General features: G+C 63.6%; 21 protein-coding genes. 11 read left to right on the top strand and 10 right to left on the bottom strand.

The features are described from left to right. The first annotated feature begins 7 nt into the window (after positions 1-7). Positions 8-562: an OmpW/AlkL family protein gene (locus DOM54_RS15210; protein WP_110717153.1), complete on the top strand. Its 555-nt coding sequence runs from the start codon at positions 8-10 to the stop codon at positions 560-562. Between the two features lie 88 nt (positions 563-650). Here DOM54_RS15210 and DOM54_RS15205 read toward each other — a convergent pair whose 3' ends face one another. Further along, positions 651-977: a YqcC family protein gene (locus DOM54_RS15205; RefSeq protein ID WP_110717152.1), complete on the bottom strand. Its 327-nt coding sequence runs from the start codon at positions 975-977 to the stop codon at positions 651-653. A gap of 204 nt (positions 978-1181) precedes the next feature. Between DOM54_RS15205 and DOM54_RS15200 the strand changes: the two genes are divergently transcribed. The 4 genes from DOM54_RS15200 to DOM54_RS15185 all read left to right on the top strand — a co-directional run bounded on the left by DOM54_RS15200 (position 1182) and on the right by DOM54_RS15185 (position 4146). After that, positions 1182-2195 (top strand): DUF3549 family protein, encoded by a 1014-nt coding sequence (locus tag DOM54_RS15200; RefSeq protein ID WP_240613925.1) that lies wholly within the window; start codon positions 1182-1184, stop codon positions 2193-2195. 4 nt (positions 2196-2199) lie between these two features. Continuing rightward, positions 2200-2637: an ATP-dependent zinc protease family protein gene (locus DOM54_RS15195; RefSeq protein WP_110600670.1), complete on the top strand. Its 438-nt coding sequence runs from the start codon at positions 2200-2202 to the stop codon at positions 2635-2637. 48 nt (positions 2638-2685) lie between these two features. Further along, a complete protein-coding gene (gene rimK, locus DOM54_RS15190) occupies positions 2686-3594 on the top strand; it encodes a 30S ribosomal protein S6--L-glutamate ligase (protein WP_110717151.1) in 909 nt (302 codons plus the stop codon). Between the two features lie 111 nt (positions 3595-3705). Next, positions 3706-4146, top strand: a complete 441-nt coding sequence (locus DOM54_RS15185; protein ID WP_110600667.1) for a ferritin family protein — start codon at positions 3706-3708, stop codon at positions 4144-4146. 27 nt (positions 4147-4173) lie between these two features. On the opposite strand, the gene DOM54_RS15180 is transcribed toward DOM54_RS15185, so the two are convergent. The 7 genes from DOM54_RS15180 to DOM54_RS15150 form a co-directional block, all read right to left on the bottom strand. Further along, positions 4174-4830 (bottom strand): SanA/YdcF family protein, encoded by a 657-nt coding sequence (locus DOM54_RS15180; protein WP_110710184.1) that lies wholly within the window; start codon positions 4828-4830, stop codon positions 4174-4176. A 159-nt stretch (positions 4831-4989) separates the two neighbouring features. Beyond that, the gene (gene sufT, locus DOM54_RS15175) at positions 4990-5553 is read right to left on the bottom strand and encodes a putative Fe-S cluster assembly protein SufT (RefSeq protein ID WP_110717150.1); all 564 of its coding nucleotides are present in this window, start codon (positions 5551-5553) and stop codon (positions 4990-4992) included. A gap of 52 nt (positions 5554-5605) precedes the next feature. Beyond that, positions 5606-6847: a cysteine desulfurase gene (locus DOM54_RS15170; RefSeq protein WP_110717149.1), complete on the bottom strand. Its 1242-nt coding sequence runs from the start codon at positions 6845-6847 to the stop codon at positions 5606-5608. 1 nt (position 6848) lies between these two features. Continuing rightward, positions 6849-8186, bottom strand: a complete 1338-nt coding sequence (gene sufD, locus DOM54_RS15165) for a Fe-S cluster assembly protein SufD (RefSeq protein WP_110717148.1) — start codon at positions 8184-8186, stop codon at positions 6849-6851. Further along, a complete protein-coding gene (gene sufC / locus DOM54_RS15160; RefSeq protein WP_110600660.1) occupies positions 8183-8935 on the bottom strand; it encodes a Fe-S cluster assembly ATPase SufC in 753 nt (250 codons plus the stop codon). The genes sufD and sufC overlap by 4 nt, the downstream gene beginning before the upstream one ends. Positions 8936-9007: 72 nt before the next feature. Further along, a complete protein-coding gene (gene sufB / locus DOM54_RS15155) occupies positions 9008-10450 on the bottom strand; it encodes a Fe-S cluster assembly protein SufB (RefSeq protein WP_110717147.1) in 1443 nt (480 codons plus the stop codon). 106 nt (positions 10451-10556) lie between these two features. Beyond that, positions 10557-11036, bottom strand: coding sequence for an SUF system Fe-S cluster assembly regulator (locus DOM54_RS15150; RefSeq protein WP_110717146.1), 480 nt, complete (start codon positions 11034-11036; stop codon positions 10557-10559). 701 nt (positions 11037-11737) lie between these two features. Between DOM54_RS15150 and DOM54_RS15145 the strand changes: the two genes are divergently transcribed. The 6 genes from DOM54_RS15145 to DOM54_RS15120 all read left to right on the top strand — a co-directional run bounded on the left by DOM54_RS15145 (position 11738) and on the right by DOM54_RS15120 (position 21906). Next, positions 11738-13147: a UDP-glucose dehydrogenase family protein gene (locus DOM54_RS15145; RefSeq protein ID WP_110717145.1), complete on the top strand. Its 1410-nt coding sequence runs from the start codon at positions 11738-11740 to the stop codon at positions 13145-13147. Positions 13148-13342: 195 nt separating this feature from the next. Then, complete coding sequence (locus tag DOM54_RS15140; protein ID WP_110717144.1) at positions 13343-15304, top strand: glycosyltransferase; 1962 nt, start codon at positions 13343-13345, stop codon at positions 15302-15304. 28 nt (positions 15305-15332) lie between these two features. Further along, positions 15333-16772 carry a PilZ domain-containing protein gene (locus DOM54_RS15135; protein WP_110717143.1) on the top strand — a complete coding sequence of 480 codons (1440 nt, stop codon included), beginning with the start codon at positions 15333-15335 and terminating at the stop codon, positions 16770-16772. Positions 16773-16837: 65 nt separating this feature from the next. Beyond that, positions 16838-17734 (top strand): polysaccharide lyase, encoded by an 897-nt coding sequence (locus tag DOM54_RS15130; RefSeq protein ID WP_110717142.1) that lies wholly within the window; start codon positions 16838-16840, stop codon positions 17732-17734. Positions 17735-17763: 29 nt separating this feature from the next. After that, positions 17764-19050, top strand: a complete 1287-nt coding sequence (locus DOM54_RS15125; protein ID WP_240613924.1) for an alginate lyase family protein — start codon at positions 17764-17766, stop codon at positions 19048-19050. Positions 19051-19155: 105 nt separating this feature from the next. Beyond that, entirely contained in the window at positions 19156-21906 is a 2751-nt protein-coding gene (locus DOM54_RS15120; protein WP_162619894.1) for an SEL1-like repeat protein, read from the top strand. Positions 21907-22127: 221 nt separating this feature from the next. On the opposite strand, the gene DOM54_RS15115 is transcribed toward DOM54_RS15120, so the two are convergent. Both DOM54_RS15115 and DOM54_RS15110 read right to left on the bottom strand, forming a co-directional pair. Further along, on the bottom strand, positions 22128-23420 hold the full coding sequence (locus DOM54_RS15115; RefSeq protein ID WP_110717140.1) for an adenylosuccinate synthase: 1293 nt from the start codon (positions 23418-23420) through the stop codon (positions 22128-22130). A gap of 88 nt (positions 23421-23508) precedes the next feature. Continuing rightward, on the bottom strand, positions 23509-24690 hold the full coding sequence (locus DOM54_RS15110) for an ATP phosphoribosyltransferase regulatory subunit (protein WP_110717246.1): 1182 nt from the start codon (positions 24688-24690) through the stop codon (positions 23509-23511). Positions 24691-24744 lie beyond the last annotated feature (54 nt).

The following is a 24744-nucleotide window of genomic DNA, read 5'->3' as shown; positions in this document are numbered from 1 at the left end:
ACTTATCATGACCAAGACCAAACTGTTTTCCGCAATGGTAGTCGCCGGCGCTTGCGCATTCGGAACTCAAGCCGCATTCGCCTACGGTGCTGGCGACTTCTATGGCCGCCTGGGCGTAGCCAAGACTGACGTTGACACCGGCTATACCGATGACAACGACAAGGGCGCCTACCTGGGCCTGGGTTACATGGTTCACGACAAGATCGGCGTCGAACTGAGCTCCATGACCGAGACCAAGGTCCACGCTGAAGGCGGTACCTTCAAGCAGGTTCCGATCAACCTGATGGCGCAGTACTATCCGCTGGGTGGTCTCGACTCTCGCGTCCAGCCGTATGCCGGCGTCGGTGTCAACTACACCACGTTCTCTGATGAAAGCGGTGTCGGTAGCGTCGACGACTCCTGGGGCGCGGCGGGCCAACTGGGTGTTGATCTGAACGTGACCGACAATTTCGGTTTCAACGCTTTCGCTCAGTACACCGACGTGAGCGCCGACATCAGTGGCGGTCGCGACATCGATCTCGACCCGGTCACCGTCGGTGCCGGTGTCACCGCTCGCTTCTAAGCGAACGACAGTCGATATCGGAAACCGGGCCCAAGGGCCCGGTTTTTTTGTGCCTCGAATTCGGCCAGCGGGGCTGGATCGCGATCGGTCATGCCTGGGTGACGATAAGATCGACAGTGGCAAGCTCACGCACTACCGGATCCCTCGTCGAAGCCGGCTCATCCTTGAGCCAGACCTCCATCGCCGGGGCAACGGCGCAAGTCGCGGGCAAGGTGGCACGGGCATCGACCAGCGCCTGAAGCCGAGCGATGAATACGTAGCGCAGCCACTGCGGCATGGACATGGTATCGACGCAAAATGGCTGCTGGCTCTCGAACGCAGACGGTTGCGGTTGCGAGGCCTCCCACAAACCGACGTCCATCAGCGTCGCTTCCAATTCACGCAAGGCGTGAGCCAATCTGTCGTGCGAGGTCATTGTTCCTCCTGAAATGGTGGATGTGGAAACTGTTCCGATTGCTCACAGAAAACCTGAAGGAGCCTGTGGATAAACTTGGGACACCTATCCTGATGCAGCGTAATGCATGTCTCGGCGCGGGCTGATCAATTTTTGGCCAGGACCTATCCAGCGCCGGCGCGGCAAGTTACAGTGCGCGCCTCGATGGAGACGGCGACACCTATCATGCAAACGCTCAGCGATTTCTTCTCGGGCAGCGGCGCGGAGGTCGTGCTATCGACCCTGGGCCGTCGCGTCACCCCTATGGAACAGGCCGCTTTCGCTGCATTCGAGCGGGAGCAGACGCCCTGGCCACTCCCTTGGAACGGCCGTGCCCAGGTCGCCTGTGCGTTGAGCTGGCCCGAACTCGAAACGGACCCGGCCATCTGGTTCCTTTCCCTACCCCTGGATGAGCAGGGCCAACTGGTGCCCGCCCCTCGCGATGCGTTCCTCGACCGTCTGCTGCAGACCCTGAGCGCCCGCGCGGCATCCTCGAACGAGGATCTGGCGCCAGACAATCTGATGCAGGACAATCCGCTGGCCTTCGAACCGGAGCTACACCAGCGGGCGCTGCTGCACGCCCGCCTGTCTCGTCATTTCGGCCAGCCCCCTTCGGCCTTCTCCGACATGACTCGCCGCTATCTCCTCGGCGATGAGTCGCTCGACTGGCAGATGCTGGGTCTCCAGGGATTGGCCGACCAGGTTGTCGCCAAGGATCCTGAGGTGGTCGGGGCGCTGGTGGCAGGCCTCGATGCCATGCCGCGGGAGGTGATTCTAGCGCTTTGCTACCTGCTGGAACATGGTGACACCCCGGACGAGTTGCTGCCGAGACTATGGAGTATGCTCGATAGCGCTCGCGAGAGACGGGATATCGAAGTCTTCTGCGCCCTGTTGAGAGCCCTGCTGGGCAGCGAGAACGCCAGGGTCGGGGAGTGGCTGGACCGCATTCTCGATGACGACGCCCTGATGGCCGCCGACTGTCTTGCCGCCATTGCCGCCCGGGGCTGGCACCATCTCGAGCACGAGGCCCGCCTCAAACGGTTTCTGCAGCGCCTGGCCGAGAGTCCGGAGGTCGACTTTCGTCCCGTCGTGCGTGATTTGGCATTGATCCCGCGCCTGCGGCTGCCCATATTGATGATGCTACGTCAGGCACCGATGGACTCCTCCCTGGGCCGGCTCGTCAGACAACGGAACGTGTGATTTCATGAAAGCAATGCCCTATCAGGTCCAGGCGATCATCGGCCGACGCGAGATGGTGACGCTCCCCGACCTGCAGATGACTCTATGCTGCAAGGCGGATACCGGGGCCCGCACCTCGGCGCTGCATGCCGAACAGATCGAGCCCTACGAAGAGAGTGGACACCCATGGGTTCGGTTCATCACCCGCTCGAGCGGGCAACCCATCGCGCATCACGAGTGCCAGTTGCCGCTGCACGACCGGCGGCGAGTCAGGAGTTCCAACGGGCAGCAGGAGTGGCGCTATGTCATCCGTACCCGCCTCCTCCTCGGGGGCCTGGATTTTCCCATCGAACTGACCTTGACCGATCGCAGCAACATGCGTCATCCCATGCTGCTCGGAAGACGCGCCATGCGTCGGCTCCTGGTTGCCCCGGGCGCCGCGTTCCTTCACGGTGAACCCTGACGTTTTTCTCGCCACCGCCTTCACACCACGCCTCGGAGCCTCTCGCGCATGCATATCGGCATCTTGTCACGCAATCGCAACCTATACTCGACGCGCCGCCTGATCGAGGCCGCCGAGCAGCGTGGCCACAGTGTCAGAGTCGTCGACACGCTGCGCTGCTACATGAATATCGCGTCGCACCGCCCCTCGATCCACTACAAGGGCGCGGAACTCGAGTCCTTCGATGCGATCGTGCCGCGCATCGGGGCGTCGGTGACCTTCTACGGCTGCGCCGTACTGCGCCAGTTCGAAATGATGAGTACCTACGTACTCAACGACTCAGTCTCCATCACCCGGTCCCGTGACAAGCTGCGCTCGCTGCAACTGCTGTCGCGCAAGGGCCTGGGGCTTCCGGTAACCGGCTTCGCCCACTCGCCCGATGACATCCCCGACCTGATCACCATGGCCAAGGGGGCGCCGCTGGTGATCAAGCTGCTGGAGGGAACCCAAGGCATCGGCGTGGTCCTGGCAGAAACCAATCAGGCGGCGGAATCGGTCATCCAGGCCTTCATGGGCATGAAAGCGAACATCATGGTGCAGGAGTACATCAAGGAGGCCAAGGGCGCCGACATCCGCTGCTTCGTCATTGGCGACAAAGTCGTGGCATCGATGAAGCGCCAGGCCGCCGATGGCGAATTTCGTTCCAATCTGCATCGTGGCGGTACCGCCAGCGTCATCCGCATCACCCCGGAAGAACGTTCCACCGCCATTCGAGCGGCAAAGGCCATGGGATTGTCCGTGGCGGGTGTCGACCTGCTGCGCTCCAACCACGGCCCGGTGATCATGGAGGTAAACTCTTCGCCCGGATTACAAGGTATCGAGACGGCGACCGGCAAGGATATCGCCGGACTGATCGTCGAGCATCTGGAGAAAAATGCCAGCACGCCACGCAAGGCACCGCCGAAGCCCAAGGGCTGAGCCAGAAGAAAGGGAACAAATAGCCGGAAATACTAAATTTTTCTGCCCCCAGGGGTAGCAAAACAGTGTTTCCGGCCGCACAATTTGTGTCACCTCAGGAGGTGGCCGCACATGTTTCTCGACAATCGCCAAGTGGCGATGGACAGCGTGCTCGAAGCGCTGGCCGACAGTCTCGACTATTTTCAGGACAATCTCGATCGCCTGCGTCCGGCGCTGCGTAATGCCCTGAAACCCCATTACGAGGAACGTGGGGCTGCCATGCATGAACTCCAGCAACTGGTGCGGGAGCATCTCGACATCCTGCCACGGGATGCCGACGTCGAACGCGACGACTACCTCTGGCTCTGGAGCCGCATCAAGAGTTTCGTCGGCAACGACAGCGCCGTGCTGCTGGGAGAACTGCTCGAACAGGAGCGCGTTCTGATGCAGGCGCTGGGCACGGCCTTCACCCATCCCCTGCCGGAAGCGCTCGAGCCGCCACTGGAACGCTGCTGGAAGAATTGCCGGGCGCTGATCAGGGAAATCAACAAGCTCCAGCAGCGCCAACGCTGAGAGAGGACGGTTGGCACCCCGCCGAGCTCATGACGATAGCCGGATCGGCTCGAGAGGCCCGAGGAAGTAAGGTTCGCGCCCCCAGAAATAAAGATCCCCGAACGTCGCCGCGCGGGCCAGCCACTCTCGCAACCGCAATCGCCACTCTCCCTTGATGCCGTCGTCGGGCACGGCACATCCGGTTGCCTCGATGCCCAGTGCGTCGGCAATGAATAGCGCGCGAGGCAGGTGCCAATCCTGCGAGATCAGCATCAGCCGGTCAGCGCCGAAGACCTCCTTGGCCCGTACCACGCTGTCGAAGGTGCTGAAACCGGCATAGTCGAGGGTCATGTGGGTATCGTCGACATTGCGATGCTTCAAGGAGCGCCACATGCTGATCGGTTCATTGTAGTAGCGGGTGCGGTTGTCGCCGGAGAGGAGTAGGTGCTGGACACGGTGCAACCGCAGCAGTTCCGCCGAGGTTTCCATCCGGGCTTGGTAGTAGGGATTGGAACCGCCCTGACGCAACCACTGCGAAGTGCCAAAGACCAGGCCGACAGGCTGCACCGTGCACAGCGGTACCTCGTGTTCGATGCGCGCGTGAGTTTTCTGCAGTATCCAGAGGTTGATCACCACGATACCGACAGCCACCAGCGACAGGCTGGCCAGCAGCGCCTTGAACACGCCCTTCAGCAGCCGGAACATGGGGAAAAACAAGGTCGATTGACGGGAAGCGGCCAGCGAGGGCCTCTACCGGAAACCCGGTGGCGCGTTGAGATGTCGATCAGCATATCGCGTTCGTTGCTCTGCCAGAAACCGGCTGTGCAAGCCGGAAACGTTCGTCAGGCTCCGTCTGTAAAGTCCCTAGAACATTCCCAGTTCAAGACGCGCCTCTTCGCTCATCATCTCACGGCTCCAAGGGGGATCGAAAACGATTTCCACGTGGACCTTGGAGAACTGCGGCGCGCCCAGTATCTTGCGGCGCGCGTCTTCGGCGATGACATCGCCCATCCCGCACCCCGGCGCGGTCAACGTCATGCGGATTGTCACCATGCACTCGCCGGTCAAGAGGCGTTCGATGCGGCAGCCGTAGACCAGCCCCAGGTCGACGATATTGACCGGTATCTCCGGGTCGAAGCAGGTGCGCAGCTGCGCCCAGACGAAAGCCTCCATCTCTTCCTCGCTCGCGCCCGGGTCCAGCGTGGGACGCTCGAGGGCGTCGAGACCCAGCGAGTCGAGATCATGCCCTTCGATCAGATAGAGGCGACCTTCGTAGCTGACGCTGATCGAACTGCCCTTGGCCTGCATCACCACGACCGTGCTGTCCTCGACCAGCGTGACCGTCTTGCCGAACGGAATCGAGATGGCATCGACATCACGCTGCAGCGGCATCTCCTGCCCCTTGTAGACCTGGCTCAACGGATCCATCGTCGCTCCTGACAGAGTTGTCGACCCGAACCGGTCGGGCGCCTTGACCGGCTCAACGCAGCATCCCCAGGACGCGCTGCAACGCCTCGGCGAAAGCGTCGACCTCTTCCGGGGTGTTGTAGACCGCCAGCGAGGCACGGCAGGTTGCCTCGACACCGAAGTGGTTCAACACCGGCTGGGCACAGTGGTGCCCGGTGCGGATCGCCACGCCCAACTGGTCGATCAGCAGCCCGATATCCTGCGCATGTGCACCATCGACGACGAACGAGATCACGCTCGCCTTCTGCGGCGCCGTGCCGATGATCGTCAAGCCGTCGATCTGTTCGAGCTTCTGCGTGGCGTGATCCAGCAGCCACTGCTCCCAGGCCGACAGGCGCTCGATTCCGAGCGCGTTGACCCAGTCGAGGGCCGCGCCCATGGCGATCACGTCAGCCACCGACGGGGTGCCCGCCTCGAAGCGGTGGGGAACGGCGGCAAACTCGGTGCCACGCTCGAAGGAGACGTGTGAAATCATCTCCCCGCCCCCCTGCCAAGGGGGCATCGCCTCGAGAATGGAGGCCTTGCCATAGAGCGCACCGGCACCCAATGGGCCATACACCTTGTGGCCGGAGAAGGCGTAGAAGTCGGCATCCAGGGCCTGCACGTCGACGGCCTGGTGCGGTACAGCCTGAGCGCCGTCGACCAGGATCAAGGCGCCGTGGGCGTGGGCGTCGCGCGCCATCTCGGCGATGGGGTTGATCGTGCCCAGCGCGTTGGAGACATGGTTGACGCAGACCAGCCTGGTCCGCTCGCCCAGCAGCTCGCGATAGGCCTGCTGGTCGAGCACGCCGCGCGAATCGACCGGGATGACCTTGATCACGATACCCAACTCGCGCTCGAGCAGTTGCCAGGGCACGATATTGGAGTGATGTTCCATCAGCGACACCACGACCTCGTCACCGGCACGCAGATTGGCCCGGCCCCAGCTGTTGGCCACCAGATTGATTGCCTCGGTGGTCCCGCGGGTGAAGACGATCTCGCGCGGCTCGAAGGCGTTGAGGTGCCGCTGCACCGTCGCGCGAACGCCCTCGAAGGCGGCGGTCGCCTCATCGGCCAAGGTATGCAGCCCGCGGTGGATATTGGCGTTGTAACGACGGTAGTAGTCGCCGAGACTATCGATGACGGCCACCGGCGTCTGGCTGGTTGCCGCGTTATCGAGATAGATCAGGGGCTTGCCGTGGACTTCCCGCTCGAGAATCGGGAAGTCCCGGCGTACCGCCGCCAGGTCCAGCGTCAGATCGGTGATCGACGTCATGTCAGGCCTCCTGGATCGCCTCGGCGGTTTCGACCAGATCCGCCAGATTGAAGCGCTCCGGCAAGCGACCGGCAACGGCCCGCTCGACGCGCTCGGCAATGACGTTGAGTCGCACCTTGTCCATCACCTCGCCCACGAAGGCCAGGGTCAGCAGCGCCCGCGCCATCGGCTCGTCGATGCCACGACTGCGCAGGGCGTAGACGGCATCCTCGTCGAGCTGACCGGTCGTGGCGCCGTGGGAGCACTTGACGTCGTCGGCGTAGATCACCAGTTCCGGCTTGGTGTCGATCTCGGCGCGGTCGGACAGCAGCAGGTTGGCATTGTTCTGATACGCCTCGATCTGCTGCGCATCCTTCTTGACGAAGACCTTGCCGTTGAACACGCCATGGGCACGATCATCGAGAACGCCCTTGTAGTTCTCGTTGGAGAACGTCCGTGGCGAGTTGTGATTGACCAGGGTGTGATTGTCGACGTGCTGTCGCCCCTGGACGAAGAACAGTCCATTGTAGGCGGCTTCGGCACCCTCACCGTTGAGATCGGTCACCAGGTCGGTGCGCACCAGCGCGCCGCCGAGATTCAGGTTGTAGGAGTTGAAGCGGCTGTCGCGACTCTGGTCGACGTGGATGCTGGCCACGTGAAGATCCGTCAGTGCGGCTTCCTGCAGCTTGTAATGGTCGACGATGGCACCGCGATCGAGCAGCAACTCGGTCACCACGTTGGTGAAGTTGGCCGCTTCGGCTTCACCCGAGTAGTGCTCGATGACCGTTGCTTCACTGCGGGCTCCCGCCTCGATCAGCACGCGGGGGTGACTCATCACCGCCTGCCCGTTGGCACGCGACAGCAGCAGCACGTAGATCGGCTTGTCGACCACCGCACCGGGGGCCAGGCGCACGACGACACCTTCGTCGGCAAAGGCGGTGTTCAACGCGGTGAAGGGCGAGAAATCGACGCCCGCCAGACGCCCCAGGGCGCCACCCACCGCTTCATGATTGACAGAAAGGGCTCGCGAAAGCGGCTCTACCTGGACGCCATCGGGCAAGCCCTCGAGCTCGGAGAGCGCCTCGCTGAACACACCGTCGACCAGCACCAGCCGGTAGGCGTCGATATCCAGCCGCTGTGCCTCGAAGCGGGCCGCATCGAAATCGGCGTCGCTCGCCAGCGCAAAGTCGCCTTCGGCGATACGACGCACGTCCGTATACTTCCACGCTTCGTCACGCCGGGTCGGGAAGCCCATCGCCTCGAATCGCGCCGCGCCAGCCTGGCGCCTCGCCGCGACCCAACTCGGGTCGTCGGTGCGCCGCAAGGTCAGACGCTCGAGAAAGCGTTCCGGTGCACTCATGCAGCAGACTCCTCCAGCACCCAATCGTAACCGCGGGCTTCGAGCTCCAGTGCCAGTTCCTTGTCGCCGCTCTTGACGATGCGGCCGTCGACCAGCACGTGAACGCGATCCGGCTCGATATGGTTGAGCAGGCGCTGGTAGTGGGTCACCAGCAGGATGGCGCGATCGGCGCTGCGCAGCGAGTTGACGCCGCTGGCGACGACCTTCATGGCATCGATGTCGAGACCGGAATCGATCTCGTCGAGCATGGCCAGCTTCGGCTGCAGCACCAGCATCTGCAGGATTTCGTTGCGCTTCTTCTCACCGCCGGAGAAACCCTCGTTGACCGCACGCTGCAGGAAGCTCGGATCCATCTTCATCTCGGCGCTCTTCTCGCGCACCAGCTTCATGAACTCCGGCGCCGGAATCTCGCCCTCGCCACGGGCGGCGCGCTGCGCATTGAGCGCGGCCTTGAGCAGATAGATGTTCTTGACCCCGGGAATCTCGATCGGGTACTGGAAGCCCAGCAGCAGCCCGGCGCGAGCACGCTCCTCGATCTCCATTTCGAAGATGTCCTGACCTTCGAACAGAATCGTACCCTGGGTGACTTCATAGCCGTCCTTGCCGGCGATCACGGCCGACAGCGTCGACTTGCCGGCGCCGTTCGGCCCCATGATGGCGTGCACCTCGCCGGCATTGATGGTCAGGTTGAGCCCATTGAGGATCGCTTTGTCCTCGACGGTGACATGAAGATCTTTGACTTCGAGCATGTGAAACCCTTGAAACGAGAGAGACCGCCGACGCAGCCTCCCGAATGAAATGATTTCGGCAATGGCGACAGATCAGCCCACCGAGCCTTCCAGCGTGACGTTGAGCAGTGCCTCGGCCTCGACCGCGAACTCCATCGGCAGTTCCTGGAAGACGTCCTTGCAGAAGCCGTTGACGATCATGCTCACGGCATCTTCCTCGTCGATGCCCCGGGCACGGCAGTAGAACAGCTGGTCATCGGCAATCTTGGAAGTCGTGGCTTCGTGCTCGACGGTTGCGGTGCTGTTGCCGATCTCCTGATAAGGGAAGGTGTGCGCACCACACTGGTCACCGATCAACAACGAATCGCACTGGGTGTAGTTTCGCGCGCCCTTGGCCCGCGGCCCGATCTTGACCAGCCCGCGGTAGGACTGATCGCTGCGACCGGCGGCGATGCCCTTGGCGACGATGGTCGAGCGCGTGCCCTCGCCGATATGGATCATCTTGGTGCCGGTATCGGCCTGCTGTCGGCCGTTGGTCACCGCGACGGAGTAGAACTCGCCGATGCTCTCCTTGCCGCGCAGCATGCAGGAGGGATATTTCCAGGTAATCGCCGAGCCCGTCTCGACCTGGGTCCAACTGATCCGGGAGCGATCACCGCGGCAATCGCCTCGCTTGGTGACGAAGTTATAGATGCCGCCCTTGCCATCCTCATCGCCCGGATACCAGTTCTGGACCGTCGAATACTTGATGTAAGCATCATCCAGCGCCACCAGCTCGACCACGGCCGCGTGCAACTGGTTCTCGTCGCGCATCGGCGCGGTACACCCCTCGAGATAGGAGACCTGCGCCTGCTTGTCGCAGACGATCAAGGTGCGCTCGAACTGGCCGGTATTGGCGGCGTTGATCCGGAAGTAGGTAGAGAGCTCCATCGGGCATTTCACGCCCTCGGGCACGTAGACGAAAGAGCCATCGGTGAATACCGCGGAGTTGAGCGCGGCGAAGTAGTTGTCCGCCTGGGGCACCACGGTTCCGAGATACTGACGCACCAGCTCGGGGTACTCGCGGATCGCTTCCGAGATAGAGCAGAAGATCACGCCCGCCTCGTGGAGCTTCTCCTTGAACGTGGTCGTGACGGAGACGGAGTCGAATACCGCGTCCACCGCGACCCCAGCCAGTGCCGCCCGCTCATGCAGCGGTATACCCAGCTTCTCGTAGGTCTCCAGCAGCTTGGGGTCGACCTCGTCCAGGCTCTGGGGGCGATCCTCCGGTTTCTTGGGCGCGCTGAAATAGGAGATCGCCTGATAGTCGATTGGCGGGTAATCCAAGTGAGCCCAGGAGGGCGGCGTCATCTTCAGCCACTGATGATAGGCCTCGAGGCGCCACTCCAGCATCCACTGCGGCTCGCCCTTCTTCTGGGATATGAAAGCGATCGTGCTTTCATTTAGGCCGGGCGGTACCGTATCGCTTTCGATGTCGGTGACGAACCCCTGCTTGTATTCGCGACGGACCAACTGCTCCATCTCTTCGCTAGCCATGGTCTTCTCTCCTCTCCACCGAGAGCCTTATGACGAAGGCACAATCCCGGACCGGGCCAGAGACAACGAATGTCGCCACCGCTGGGCCGGCCATCGCCATGCCTTCTTAATGTTCGCGCAACGCCCCGCTTGCCGTGGGCAACGTCACGCTTTGAATGGGTAGCTGCACCGGCAGCTTGAGTGGGCTGGATTGCGCGAGGTGCGCCAGTGTCACCCCGTCGAGCAGCGTGCGGATCGCCTGTGACACGCGCTGCCAGTTGTCGGCGACGCCACAGGAGTCGAGCAGCCCACACTCACCGTCGGCATGGCTGCATTCGGTCATGCCGATCGGCCCCTCGATCGCGGCGATGAGATCACTGGCCGTGATATCCGCCGGAGAGCGGGACAACACATAGCCACCGTGCGAACCTCGCCGGGACTCGAGCAGCCCACTCTTGGCCAGCATCTTGAGCGTCTTCCCTACCGTCGGATGCGGAAGCTTCACTCGCGCCGCCAACTCCGACGCCGTGTGGGCCTGGTCCGGATCCCGCGCGATCTGCGCCATGATCACCGCCGCATAGTCCGTCAATTTCGATAGCTTCAGCACGTTCCGATGCCCTCTCGATCCTGACAGCCGCCATATAGGACCATTTTAGTCCTCTTTACATACGCTGTGAACCCACAACGGGTGGCGACCCCCATCGCGACCCATCGATATGGATGCCCTGGCGAACAATCGGCATGCGTGTCCCGGGTTTGGGACGCGGCACCTGCTGGAGAACCCGCGGCAAAGGCCTCGCCATGGCTATCTCACTGTCCAAGGATCACGGCTTCCGACCGTCGATGGGTGACAACCACCCCGAATGTCGGCGGGGCAGGCACGAGAGCCAAAACATGTAGTTAAATCACGCAAAAACAAAATGAAACAACAAGAAAAATAAAGAATCACTTGGTTCTCAAGGAACCTCTTCAGAAAAATATATTTACATAAAGGGCTGTTTTGCTTGCCTGGCACGTCCCCATACGGCGACACCCGGCGTCCGCTATCGGCTACGCCCTGTGCAATACGACGACACAAATATCGCACGCTCGCTTACATCAGCATTTCCTGAATTGGACCTAAGTAAGCTTTGCACCTACCGTTGTCCCGACTTTCGGAAACGCTGTTTGTCATCGGCTGTAAACCGGTCGCTACCGTTGGAGGATGTGATAACAGGGTCGTCGGCCCTGGAATCCTGCCCCCTCGGAGACAGGTTGACGCCGTTGAAACAGAATGCATCACGACACGAACCAGCAAGGAGAGCCATCGTGCGGATCACCATTTTTGGAACGGGATATGTCGGACTCGTCACCGGAACCTGCCTCGCCGAGGCCGGTCACGAAGTCATGTGCATGGACGTCGACAGCCGCAAGATCAACGGGTTGATGAACGGCATCGTGCCGATCTACGAACCGGGCCTGGAAGCACTGGTCAAGCAGAATGTCGCCGAGGAGCGTTTGCTGTTCACCGCCGACCCGGCCGAGGCCGTCGGTTTCGGCACCCTGCAGTTCATCGCCGTGGGAACGCCGCCAGACGAGGATGGCAGCGCCGACCTCAAGTACGTACTCAGCGTGGCCGACACCATCGCCGAGCACATGCAGGAGTACAAGCTGGTCATCGACAAGTCCACGGTGCCGGTAGGCACGGCGGATCGCGTCTCCGAGACCATTGCCCAGCGTCTCCATCAGCGTGACGTCGATATCCCGTTCGACGTCTGCTCCAACCCGGAGTTCCTCAAGGAGGGCTCGGCCGTCGAGGATTTCTCCCAGGGCGCTCGCATCGTCATCGGCTGCGACTCGTCTCGCGTCGAACCGCTGATGCGTGAATGTTACGCCCCCTACAACCGGCGCCAGGAAAAGCTGATGTTCATGGACATCCGCAGCGCCGAGCTGACCAAGTACGCCGCCAACGCCATGCTGGCGACCAAGATCAGCTTCATGAACGAGATCTCGAATCTGGCCGAACGGCTCGGCGCCGATGTCGAGAACGTACGTCGCGGCATCGGCAGCGATCCGCGCATCGGCTACAGCTTCATCTATCCCGGCTGCGGCTACGGCGGTTCCTGCTTCCCGAAAGACGTGCAGGCGTTGGCGCGCACCGCCACCGATGTCGGTTACGAAGCTCAACTACTCAACGCCGTCGAGTCGGTCAACTATCGCCAGAAGGCGAGCCTGTTCACCAAGCTTTCCCAGGCCCTCGACGGCGACCTGGAGGCCAAGACCATCGCGGTGTGGGGTCTCGCCTTCAAGCCCAATACCGACGACATGCGCGAAGCGCCGAGCCGCGAGCTGATGGAAGCCATTTGGGCCGCCGGCGGCAAGGTCCGGGCCTATGATCCGGAAGCGATGCAGGAGTGCCGACGCCTCTACGGCGAGCGCGACGACCTGACACTGACGAAGCGCCGCGACGACACCCTGGAAGGTGCCGACGCGCTGGTCATCTGCACCGAATGGAAGGCCTTCCGTACGGTCGATTTCCGGCGCCTGCGCGAGCAGCTCACTACCCCGGCGATCATTGATGGGCGCAACCTGTTCAACCCGGAGAGCGTGCGTGCCGCGGGCCTGCTCTATTTCGCGGTAGGTCGTGCCGACTCGCTGCGCATCCCGCTCCCCGGCGGCGACGGCGCCCCGCAGGCCCGGGTCGGGCAGAACGGTCCCAGCGTCGCCTACACGTTGTAACCCCCGGCCTCGTCGGCGGCAGGTCCGCCGACCTCCCCTTTCGATCACGATCTCGATCGGCGCCACCGCGTCGATCGCGGGAACGTCGTGTCTGCCATGAGGACTCGGTGGTCACGAGCAAGGGACCGGGTCGATGAATGACGCCGCAACGTCGCGTCGTAAGCGACCCCAGAAGAAGATTTCAGGGACATCCCGATGAGCGATATCAACTACACCCGAGCCAGACCCAGCAAGGCGTCGGTGGCAACCGAAATCACGGTCATGCTGCTGCTCGCGACACTGGTCCTGCTGCTGGTAACGCATCTGCCGGGCGAGGTCTTCCATCCCGGTTCGAAGAGCTTCATCTTCGCCGTGGGCCTGATCGGTGCCTGGCGCTACTCATGGTGGTTCGTCCAGGCGATCCGTTCGGTCTGGTACAACCGCCGCATGTTTCCCCGGCTACGAGCCCAGGCCGATGCCGTCGGTGCCACCGAGGCACCGGACGCGCTCTACATCCTGTGCACGTCTTTCCGAATCGATACCGAAGTCACTTTCGCCGTCTACGACGCCCTGGTTCGCGATGCCGCCGACTACGGCGTGCCGACCACGCTGTTTGCCGCGATCGCCGATCGCAGCGATGTCGACATCATCGATCAGGTGATGGATGAACACGGCTGGCCGGACAATATCAACGTCCGCTACATGTTCCAGAAAGGCGATGGCAAACGCTCGGCCATGGCCGAGGTGCTACGCGCCATCTCGCGCTGCATGCCGACGCACCGTTCGCTGCTGGTGAGCATGGACGGCGACATTCGCATCGAGCCGGGAACCTTGGCGCGCTCGCTATCGTTCTTCCTGGCGAAAGAGGATCTGGGCGCGATCACCACCAACAACAACGCCGTGGTGATCGGTAACGACGCGACCAAGGAGTGGTACGACCTGCGCTACGCCCAGCGCCACCTGGTCATGAGCTCGACCTCCGTCTCGGAACGGCTGCTGGTGCTGACGGGCCGATACAGCGCCTTCCGCGCCGACCTGGCCACCCAGCCCGAATTCATCGAACTGGTCGAGAACGACCATGTCGATCACTGGCGCTTCGGTAACTTCAAGTTCCTCTCCGGCGACGACAAGTCGACCTGGTTCTGGCTGCTCAAGCATCGTTGGAAGATGCTCTATCTGCCGGATGTCACCGTCACCGGCTTCGAAGAACTGCCGGATCGCCGGCGCTTCTTCAAGTCGACGCTCGACCTGATGCGCCGCTGGTTCGGCAACATGCTGCGCACCAATGGCCGCGCGATTGCGCTCGGACCGCGGCGAATGGGTTTCTACACCTGGTGGAGCCTCGTCGATCAGCGGCTCTCGATGTGGACCACCCTGATCGGCCCATGCATTGCCGTTCTGCTGACCCTGTTCGTACGCCCGTCGTTCATCTTCGCCTATCTGCTCTGGATCCTGATGACCCGCTGCATCACCAGCCTGGTGCTGGCATGGCAGCGTGGCCGCTGGAGCGCGCTATGGGTGCCGATGCTCTACTACAACCAGCTCAGCGGCGCGATTCTCAAGACCTACGTCAGCTTTCGCTTCAATCGCCAGAAGTGGTCGCGTCAGGGCATTTCGGCCGGTGAGCCGGAGGACCCTCGCGCCGCGCGCCGCCAGCGCCTCGGCGGCCACCTCATCCACACGCTCTACTTTGGCGCGCTGATCTTCGTGCTGGCCGTCTTCGGCGGGATCATGGCACCGGCGGATCGACTCTCGTTAGCGGCGATGGTCGGCGCCCAGCCGGAGGCCACCGACCACGGCGACGGTCACGACAATCGCTGGCTCGCGCTGACGTTGGCCGATGCCCCGCAGGACGGCAGCGTGCAGTTGCCGGCGGGTCACTTTCGGATCGATACCGGCTTCAACGAGCAGGTCGCTTCGCTGGACAGGATGCGCGGCGCCAGCCTTCAGGGTTACGGCGACCCCGACGCTCCGACCACGCTACAGATCGCCGACGATCTCGCCCCCCAGATCATTGCCGGCGGCACCACGCTCGCCGAGGCGGGCCGATTCCAGTGTGACGAACAGCGGCCCTGCCGACTCCAGGTTGGCGGACGCGAGATCCGCCTGACGAAGCTGTCACTGGCGCTCGGCGAAGCCCACGAGAAAACACAAGCGCTGGCCCGGAACAGCCAGTAAGTCAGGGACTCGACAAGGAGATTTCATCATGTCAGATCAACACAACGACACGGACCAATTACGTCACGAGCGCCGGGACGAACGCCGCCACGTTCGCGTCGAGATGCCCTTCGATGTGCGTCTGGGCGACGGCCATGTGGCCAGGGGCCACGACCTCTCGATGGGCGGCTTCTCGGCGGAGACCTCGATGCCACTCGAGCGACATCGCGAGATTCCCGTGGCGCTGATGCTGACCGCCAGCGGCGTAGAACTGGCGCTTTCCGCCACGGCGCGTCCAATGCGGGAAGTCGGCGCAGATCGTCCTCAAATCATCGCCTTTGAGTTCACCCGGATGGAATCCCGCCAGCGGGATATCCTGCGCCGGGTAATTCGAGCCCAGATGAGTGGCCGTCATGTCAGCCTCGACGGCCTGATCGACCCGCAGGACGCCCAGACGCCGCGCAAGCGCCGGAGCAACGTGGCGACGCCGGCCACCCGGCCCAAGCGCCGGGTGCCTATGTTCCGCTATCTGGCCCTGCTGGTCGCCGCCGGCGTGCTGACGGCAGCCGTCGCCGCGACCATCTATCGCAACGTTTTCCTGATCGAGCCGAGCTTCGCTGCGGTGACGGCACCGCGCACCGACATCCTCGCCCCCGGCGCCGGCCAGTTGAAGGATCTCGATCTCAAGGCCGGTGACAAGGTCGAACGCGACCAGCCACTGATCGACGTCAACAACGCCGAGCTGCAGAACGACCTGCTGCTCTCTCAGGCCTCGTTCGACTACAACAAGCGCCTGATCGACAACCTGCAGCAGAGCCTCGATGATGCCAGCAACAGCAAGGTCAGCGTGGCCACCTCCTCCAATCCCGCCAACGGCGAACTGGGTTTTGAAACCCTGTCACCGGAAATTGCCAAGACCCGGGTCGAGCAGTTCGAAACGGCCCGGGACTACGAGAGTTCGCGTATCGATGCCTACAAGGCGCGGGTCGCGGCCAACACCATCTACAGCCCCTGCGACTGCGAAGTTGCCTGGGCGCTCAGCGCCGCCGGCGGTACCTACGTCAACGAGGGCGATCGCGTCATGACACTGGTCAGCACCCGTAACAACGACGTGATGGTCGAGGCGCTGGTGCATATGGACGACATCGGCGATATCGAGAACCACCAGAAGGCCTACATCGCCCTCCCCAACGCCTCGGAGCCGATCCCTGCTCGCGTACGCAGCGTCGCCCTCGATGTCGAGCGTCAACCGCGCGCCGGCTTCCCCGACTGGGTGCGACAACAGCAGAACGTGGCCAGCGTGCTGCTGGTGCCGGAGTCGCCGCTACCGGCCAGTACTGTCGGCACCCCGGTCGACGTGCGCTTCACCGATGCGCCGATGCTCGACACCGCTGCCGAATGGACCTACCAGGCCGGCCGTGCCATGGCTCAGGGCGTTCAGTCACTGTGGGGCCGCGCCACCGACAGCATGAAGAGCGCCATGAACTGATCGTGCAATGAACGCGGACATCACCAAGCCATTCCCGAAGCGCCATCACCGCCAAGGAGACCAACATGATTTCAGCCAAGCTCGACAATAGCCAACCTCGCCGGCTACGCCCGCTGGGTTCGGCGATTCTGGTCGCGGGCGCATTGACACTGGCTTCGCTGCCTGCCCAGGCGGCCAGCGGCCACTCGCTCACCCAGCCGCAGGTCAGCGCCTGCTCATCCCGCTACGCACCGGTGCAGACCCTGGCGATGAATGACCATGGTGACCCCAAAGCCTGGGTCAAGGACGACCTGGCCGGCCAGCGTCGCTGGGGCGAGCAGAACCTGCAGGTCCTGGACAGCAACGAAAGCGGTCTTGGCAGCCCTGCCCTGCGCGTCAGCTACCCCGCGGGCACATCGTCGCCCAGCGACGCTGAAGAGGGCGGCGCCGGTTTCGTGGTGCCGGTGCCGGCGCTGCGCCAGGCCGATCGCGCCTGCCTGCGCTTCCGGGTGCGTTTCCCGGCCGGCTTCGATTTCGTCAAGGGTGGCAAGCTGCCGGGGCTGTACGGCGGCGATGGCCCTACCGGCGGCGACGAAGTCACCGGCAAGAACGGCTTCTCGATGCGCTTCATGTGGCGCGAGCAAGGACAGGGCGAACTCTACGAGTATGTCGTCAACAAGGACTCCGACTACGGCGAATCGGTGGGCCGGGGTCGCTGGCACTTCACGCCGGGACAGTGGGTCACCGTCGAGGAGGAGATCGTGCTCAACGACCCCGAGCGGGAGAACGGCATTGCGCGAGTCTGGATCGACGGCCAGCCGACACTGGAACAGCAGCACATCGTCTATCGCACCACGGATGACGTGCATATCGACGGGCTGATGTTCTCGACCTTCTTCGGCGGCCACGGCAGCGATTGGCGTACGCCGCGGAACCAGACCGTCGATTTCGCCGATTTCACGCTGATGACCCCGAAGGGGTGATTCATCCTATCGACAGGGAGTCGATTCTCATGAACCGGATGCCAATCTCACGCCGATTCGGCCTGCGTCACAGTCTCGTTCTCGTCCTGGGTCTGGCGACCCTAGGTCCGATCCTGTCGGCGCAGGCGGCCGACCCGACGGCGACGGACCGGGTCGCCGGGGCGGACAAGACGATGAGCTTCGCCCAGCGCCAGAGGCTGGATCTGTCCGAGTACACGGTCACCGATCCGGATGCGTCCTATTTCGACGTCAAGGCACGCATGGCCTTGCTGCAGCGCACCGACAACGACCTGCTGCAGTACAACCGGGATCAACTCGAGCAGGGTCCGAGCTGTCGTCAGGAACTCGCCAAGCCGGCGCTGGACAGCGTCATCCGGATCCCAGGCTACTATCCGCAGCCCAAGGCGTGGGAGCTGGCCTCCGAGCCGCTGTTCGACTTCGAGGATACCGTCTCCAATCTGGCCGGCTCGTACGTCGCCTCCGGTGACGATTACTACGCCGATTGCCTGGTTCAGTTCCTGGACAAGTGGGCGACTCACGATGCGCTGAGCCAGTTCTACTACGATCGCCTGGAGCCTCAGGGCTGGTACTCGACCGAATCGATGATGTTTGCCGCCGCGCTCGCCTACTCGATCGTGCGTCCGGCGGTCGCCGACAGGCGCCCGGAGGCGATCGCGCGTATCAACCATTGGCTCAACACCCTGGCCCATAAGCATGCTTCCATCCGTGGCGGGGATCCGAGCTGTTGCAACAACCATTTCTATCGTCGCGCGCTCTACGCCAGCATGATCGGCGTGCTGACGAACGACGACGAGCTGTTCCAGTTCGGCGTCAGTGCAGTCTACTCAGCGCTCAACGATCTGACCCCGCGTGGCGCCTTGCCCCACGAGATGGCTCGCGGCCGCCGCGCCAGCCACTACCAGAACTACGCCCTGCTCTATCTGGTCAACATCATGCAGGTCGCCTATCGCCAGGGTTACGACCTCTTCGACTTCGAATACCACGGCCACACCATCGACGACGCCGTCCAGTTCGCCCTGGATACGTTCGACGACCCGGCGGCACTGGGGGACCTGGCAACCCACGCACAGTACTACGGCTTCCTCGACGACGAGCAGTATCTCGCCTGGATGGAGATCTATCTCAGGCACCACGACGACGACAGAGTCGCCCACTACGTCAGCCAGAAGCGGCCCGTCGACAACCGCAGTGCCGGCGGCTACGTCACCTTCTATTTCATGGATCCGCAGGCCCAGTCTCGCGCATTGCCGGAACCCGACCGGACGGAACTTGCCGCCTTCGAGCCCGACGCTTGACACCGCCGTCAACCCCCGACATCCGCATTCGAGCTCCGGACTCGAACCATGCCGATTCCCGGCCCACTCCAGGGACGGAGGCCGGACCAGAAGGAGATAAAGCACATGACGATATCGACTCCCAACGCGAGGCATTTACTTGCAACGACGCGCCGCTCCAGCAGTCGTTTCATGCTGGGCCTGGCATCGGTGGTAATGCTGACCGCCTGTGCAAACCAGCAACCAGCCCAGACGCAACCGATCGCAGCCCAGGACCAGGAGCTGTTCGCCCATCACTACATCGAGTCGATGCCCTCCACCGACTGGAACCGGGTGGAGTACATTCGCAGCCTCGAAGCCCAGGGACAGAGCCTCGAGGCCATCGCGCTGCTCAAGCCGATGGCGGTCACCCATCCCGAGGCCAGCTACGAGCTCGCTAGAATCTACGACGACGCGACCGGCGTACCCCGGGATCCGGCGATGGCGGCACACTACTATCGCCAGGCCGTTCCCTACGAATTCAGCGGCCTCGACAACGCCTCTTTGAAACTGGGCCGGCTCTATCGCGCCGGCGACGGAGTCAAGAAGGACCCCGCCCTGGCGTGGAACCTGTTTCAACAGGCGATCGCCCACGATGACAATCCCAGTGCGCGCATCGAGATCGCCGAAATGCAGCTGGCCGGAGAAGGCGTCACGCGTGACGTCGACGGAGCGCGCCGCCAGTTGGAACAGGCAGCGGCGCAGAATGAACCCCGTGCGCTCCAGGCCCTGGCCGAGAACTACGCGCCGGGCGGGGCTTTCGATAGCAACCCGAGCCAGTCGCGGGCCTACGCCGAACGCTACGCCCAGGTGATGACGCCGCGCGCCAAGAGCGGCGACGTTGGCGCGATGCTGGCGCTGTCGCGAGTCTATGCCGAAGACGGTCCGCTGCCCCAGCCAGCACGCCAGCAGCAGTGGCTGATCCGTGCCGCCGACAGCGGTGACCCGCAGGCGCTGGCGGCCGCCGGCCATCTGCTGGTGATGCATCAGGATCCTGCCCAAGGCCTCGATATGCTCCGGCGTGCGGCGGAGTCCGGCAATGTGGACGCTGCCTACTGGCTGGGCCAGGCCTATCTGGGCCAAGACCAGATCGAGCCCAATCCGGGTCTCGCCGAAAAGTGGCTGTCGGACGCCGCCGAGCAGGGCCAGCTCGATGCCGCCCGCACGCTGGGCCAGGCCTATGTGACGGGAGACATCCTGCCGCCCGATCACCAGCGTGGTATCGCGCTGCTGAAGCGGGCGGCACAGCACGACGACGCCTACGCCCTCGCGCTGTTGGGAAATCTCTATCTCGAGGGAGATCGGCTCCGGGCTCAGCCGAGACAGGGCATCGAATATCTCGAACGTGCCCACGAACTGGGGCATCCCTACGCCACGGCGCGCCTAGGCCAAGCCTACCTCGAAGGCGAGGGCACGCCGGCCGACCCGCAACGCGGCGTCTCGCTACTGACCGAGGCGGCCGATCAGGATCAGAGCGGTGCCGCCCGTACCCTGGGGATCGCCTACCTGGACGGTGAGGAAGTCCAGCGCGATCCAGCCAGGGCGCAGCGGTGGCTGCACCGAGCCGTCGAGCAGGACCCCGACGATACCACCGCCAAGACCCGGCTCGGTCAGGGCATCCTCGAGGGCAAGCTGCCCGGCAGGGGTCAACAGGGCGCCGGACTGCTGGAGCAAGCCGCCGATCAGGGCGACGCCTACGCCATGGTCGTGCTCGGCCGCGCCTACCGTGACGGGGTCGGTGTGCCACCGGACCTGAATCGCGCCGAACGCTGGCTGCAACGTGCCGCCCGCGCCGGCCACCCTTCAGCTGAGCAGGCGCTGGCGCGCACCTATCGCGCCAGTGGCGAGCAGGGCAACATCGATGACCTGATTCGCGCCGCCCGGATGGGCCAGGTGCCGGCCATGGCGGACCTGGGTCGCGCCTATCTTGGTGGTCAAGGCGTTCGCGCCGATTACGCCAGCGCCAAGAAATGGTTGTTACACGCCGCCGACGAAGGCCATCCCGGCGCCACCGCCTCACTCGGCCGAATGTATGCCGACGGTCTCGGGGTCGGCGTCGACAAGGCGCGCGCCGCCAACTATTTCGAACGTGCGATTGCCGCCGGCCATGTCGGCGCCGAAGCCGACCTGGGCAAGATGCTGCTGACCGGCGACGGCGTCACCGCCGATCCACGACGCGGCATCAGGCTGCTGACCCGGGCCGCCAACGCCGGCCACGGCTCCGCCGGCGTGACCCTCGGAGAAGCCTACCTGAACGGCACCGGTGTCGCCGCCGACCCCGCCAAGGGCGTGCGCTATCTGGAGCACGCGGCGCAACGCGGCGACGATAACGCCCAGCGTGTCCTGGGACAGGCCTATCTGGAGGGCAATGGCGTCGGTCAGGATTCGGCGCAGGCCATCGAGTGGCTATCCCGCGCCTCCGACAACGGCAACGTTTCTGCGAAAGCCGCGCTCGGCGCCGCTTATCTCGAGGGGCAAGGCGGTATCGCCCAGGACGTGGCACGCGGCAGGCAGCTGCTGACGACAGCGGCCGACACCGGCCACGCCGGTGCCGAGGCAGCGCTCGGTCGCGCCTATCTCAGTGGCGAGGTATTGCCGCGCGATACCCACAAGGGCGCCCGACTGCTGGTCGATGCGGCACGCCAGGGACACCGATCCGCCCGCGTGTCGCTGGCCCAGGCCTACCTCCAGGCGCGAGGCGTGGAGTTCGTCGATCAACAGCAGGCAATGATCTGGCTCGATGGCGTGATGGAGAGCGACAGCGAGACCGCCATCAGAACGTTGCAGGATCTACTCGAGGACACGGATGTCGCCGATGCCGCTGGCGAGACAACCTGAATGCTGCCCGAGGAACCGACGGGCCATGACCCGGCAAGGCGCAGATCGGCGAACAGCAGAGCCGTAGGCCCTCGAGTCGATTGTCGACGCCGCCTGGCTGAGCGCTGGCCCGTTGGGGACAAAGCACAGTCAACGAGCGGCGTCGGCATCAACACCGCCCCACCCAACGACGAGACCCGCNNGCGGGTCTCGTCGTTGGGATCATCGCGCCGCGCGAGGCATCAGTCGAACGGATTGCGCAGTACGATCGTCTCGTTACGGTCGGGGCCGGTGGAGATGATATCGATCGGCGTCCCCACCTCCTTCTCGAGAAAGGCGATATACGCCCGCGCGTTCGCCGGCAGGTCATCGACGCTGCGCGCACCGATGGTCGACTCGTTCCAGCCCGGCAGATCGTGATAAAGGGGCTCGATCACCTCGTATCCCTCGGAGTCGACGGGATTGTCGATGGTCTCGCCATCCTTGCTGCGATAGCCGACACAGACCCGGATGTTCTCGAGGCCATCGAGGACATCGAGCTTGGTCAGGCAGATACCCGATACCGAGTTGATCTGCACCGCATGCCGCAGCGCCACGGCGTCGAACCAGCCGCAGCGTCGCGCCCGTCCGGTGGTGGCGCCGAACTCGTGGCCCTTCTCCGCCAGGTGCCGACCGAACTCGTCGAACAACTCGGTGGGGAAAGGACCGGATCCCACCCGGGTCGTGTAGGCCTTGGTGATGCCCAGCACGTAGTCGAGATAGAGCGGCCCCACACCGGAGCCGGTTGCGGTGCCGCCGGCGGTGGTGTTGGAACTGGTGACGTACGGATAGGTACCGTGATCGATGTCCAGCAGCGAGCCTTGGGCCCCCTCGAACAGAATGTTCTCGCCGGACTTGCGGATATCGTGCACCAGCGAAACCGTGTCGCAGACCATTGGCCGCAGCTCTTCGGCGAAGGCCATCGCCTGATCCAGCACTTCCTGGAAATCGACCGCCGGCTCGCCGTGGTACCGGGTGAGCACGAAGTTGTGATAGTCGAGCACCTCGCCCAACTTGGACGCAAAACGCTCGCGATGCAGCATGTCACCCAGCCGAAGGCCACGTCGCGCGACCTTGTCCTCGTACGCCGGGCCGATGCCGCGACCGGTGGTGCCGATCTTGGCGATACCGCGGGCCTTCTCGCGCGCCTGGTCGAGACGGACGTGGTACGGCAGGATCAGCGGGCAGGCCGGCGACAGCCGCAGGCGCTCGCGCACCGGCACGTCCTTGGCCTCCAGCTCCTTGATCTCCTCGATCAGCGCTTCCGGCGACAGCACCACGCCGTTGCCGATCACGCAGATCTTGTCGTCGCGCAACACGCCGGAAGGAATCAGGTGCAGAACCGTCTTCTGACCATCGATCACTAGCGTGTGGCCGGCGTTGTGCCCGCCCTGGAACCGAACCACGGCACTGGCAGACTCGGTCAGCAGGTCGACGACCTTGCCCTTGCCCTCATCGCCCCACTGAGTACCCAATACGACTACGTTCTTGCCCATTGCTCTCGTCTCTTGATCAACCCGTCGCGATCCCGTCGTTCGTCGCGATCCATTCGCTGTCACCCTGTCGGCGTCTCGCCGTCATCGGTCAATCCAGCGGCTCGGTACGCCACTCTCCCTCCTGGAGCACCAAGTGGCGATTGCATCGGTGTGCACCCGGACCGGTCCGCTGGTCGGGCAGTGCCTGGATCACGCGCTCTCCCTGTGCCCTCAGGCGATTGATGGCGTCATTCAGCGCCGCATCCTCGCAGTTCGGCGCCCAGATGCCATTGGTTGGCGGCTCGCGCTCGGCCAGGGTCGCCAACTGTTTGAGATCCATGGAAAAGCCGGTAGCCGGGCGGGCTCGACCGAAGGCCTTCCCGGTATCGTCGTAACGCCCACCCTTGCTCAGTGCCTGGCCGTAACCCGGCACGTAGGCGGCAAACACCATCCCGGTGTGATATTGATACCCACGAAGCTCGGCCAGATCGAAGTAGAAAGAGACCTCGGGGTGCTCCGCCACCACACCACGATGCAATCGCACCAACTGATCAAGGGCTTCCCGCACGGCGTCCGGCGCATCGGCCAGTGCCAGCCTGGCGTGCTCGAGAATCTCCGCGCCGCCATGTAGTCTCGGCAGCTCGCCGAGCATGCGCGCCAGGCCGGGGTCCGCGACGTTCGCGGCCACCAGCTCGTCGATGACGACGTACGCCTTGCGCTCGATGGCGTCGAAAAACGCCCGCTCGACCTCTTCGTTCCAGTCGATGCCGCGCACCAGCTCGCGATAGATCGCGATGTGGCTCAGGGCCAGATGGATCTCGCTGGCGCCCGCTGCTTCCAGGCTGGAAAGCGCCAGCCTCAGCACTTCCACATCGGCGTCGAGACCGGCATGACCGAAGAGCTCGACGCCGACCTGCATCGGGCTCCGCCCACCCTGGTGCTTGTCGGCCTGAGCACGCAACACGGTCGTGCAGTAACAGAGTCGAACCGGCCCCTGGCGCTTCAACGAATGGGCATCCATCCGCGCCACCTGCGGCGTGACGTCGGCACTGGCCCCCATCATCCGACCGGTCAACTGGTCGGTCAGCTTGAACGTCTGCAGATCCAGATCCGTGCCGGTGCCCGTCAGCAGCGAATCGAGAAACTCGACCGGCGGCGGCATGACGAGGTCGTAGCCCCAGCGGTCGTACAGGTCGAGCAGCGTCCGACGCAACTCCTCCATCCGGGTCGCCTGCGGCGGCAATATTTCATCCATGCCGTCGGGAAGCAACCAGCGGTCAGCGATCGTCATGAGCTTGTCCTGCCAAGCGGTGATTCGGTAGTGATCGGGTGCCAAGGCGAACTT

This window comes from Salinicola acroporae (assembly GCF_003206615.1).
Lineage (GTDB): Bacteria > Pseudomonadota > Gammaproteobacteria > Pseudomonadales > Halomonadaceae > Salinicola > Salinicola acroporae.
The sequence above is the reverse complement of the archived record's forward strand: the minus strand, read 5'-3'. Positions and strand labels throughout refer to the sequence as shown.